Below are 1,122 nucleotides of genomic sequence, written 5' to 3' on the forward strand. Positions count from 1 at the left end.
TGGCCCTTCCATTCGCCGCTGCGCACCGCCTCGGAGAAGCGCTGGATCTGCTCGCGGGTGCGGTGGATCTCGGGCATCGCGTCCTGGCCGTCGACCATCAGCGGGCCCTCGCCGAGGTTGCGCAGGGCGGTGTGCAGCACCGGGCGGTCCTCGGTGACATTGATGATGTCGCCGGAGAACATCTGGGCACGGCGCTGCACCAGGGCCGAGTGGTCGGCGAGCTCGAGGAGCTTGTCGAGCACGGCGTCGGAGATCAGGTGCTTGGAGTAGTCGAGGAACAGCCCGCCGACGCGCAGGCTCATCTTGTCGAAGCGCGTCGGGTCGGCGGCGAAGTAGTCGGCGATGCGGTCGCCGGCGGTGTCGGCCTGCAGGCGCGTCAGCGCCTGCCAGGTGATGCTGCGGGTGAGCTGGAACATGCGGTGTCCCTCTCGGTTGTGCTGTTGTGTCGTGTCGTCGGTGACGTCGCGATCAGCTGCTGCTGCGATCCGAGATCCAGCCCCCGGCATCGGGGATGCTCATCTCGTAGTCCTGGTCGAGCCAGGGCGAGCTGATCAGGAAATCGGCGCTCGCCGGATTGCAGGCCACCGGGATGTTCCACAGGGCCGCCAGGCGCAGCAGGGCCTTGACGTCGGGGTCATGGGGCTGGGGGGCGAAGGGATCCCAGAAGAAGATCAGCAGGTCGAGGCCCTGCTCGGCGATGCGCGCGCCGATCTGCTGGTCGCCGCCCAGCGGGCCGCTCATCAGGGGCTCCACCTCGAGCCCCAGCTGCCCGGCGATTCGGGTCGCGGTGGTGCCGGTGCCGACCAGCCGGTGCCGGGCCAGGGTGTCCTGCCAACGTCCGGCCCAGTCGAGCATCTCGTCCTTCTTGCCATCGTGGGCGATCAGGGCGATGCGCTTGCGGGCCGGCAGGGTGCGGCGGACGTTCCGCCGCGGACGGATCTCACTCATGCCGTGTCTCCACCTCGAGGATCCTCAGGGTGTTGGTGCCGCCGTGGGCGTTCATGTGATCGCCGCGGGTGAGGATCACGTGATCGCCCGGCTCGGCGATGCCCTGCGCCATCAGCAGCGCCAGGGCGCGGTCGTTGAGCTCGGTGGCGCTCATCGCGCTGGTGTCGAAGGGCA

3 protein-coding genes are annotated in these 1,122 nt (G+C 69.2%); all 3 read right to left on the bottom strand.

Features of this window, described 5'->3' with window-relative positions:
- The coding region (locus tag QWY76_RS14745) for a phosphoglucose isomerase-related protein (protein WP_494337412.1) at positions 1-416 on the bottom strand (416 nt) is incomplete at its 3' end.
- 52 nt (positions 417-468) lie between these two features.
- On the bottom strand, positions 469-948 hold the full coding sequence (locus tag QWY76_RS14750; protein WP_290312056.1) for a methylglyoxal synthase: 480 nt from the start codon (positions 946-948) through the stop codon (positions 469-471).
- Positions 941-1,122: pyruvate kinase alpha/beta domain-containing protein (locus QWY76_RS14755; RefSeq protein WP_290312057.1), on the bottom strand; the 182-nt coding region annotated here is incomplete at its 5' end. The genes QWY76_RS14750 and QWY76_RS14755, both read right to left, overlap by 8 nt.

It is taken from the genome of Halomonas maura (genome assembly GCF_030409305.1).
Taxonomy (GTDB): domain Bacteria; phylum Pseudomonadota; class Gammaproteobacteria; order Pseudomonadales; family Halomonadaceae; genus Halomonas; species Halomonas maura.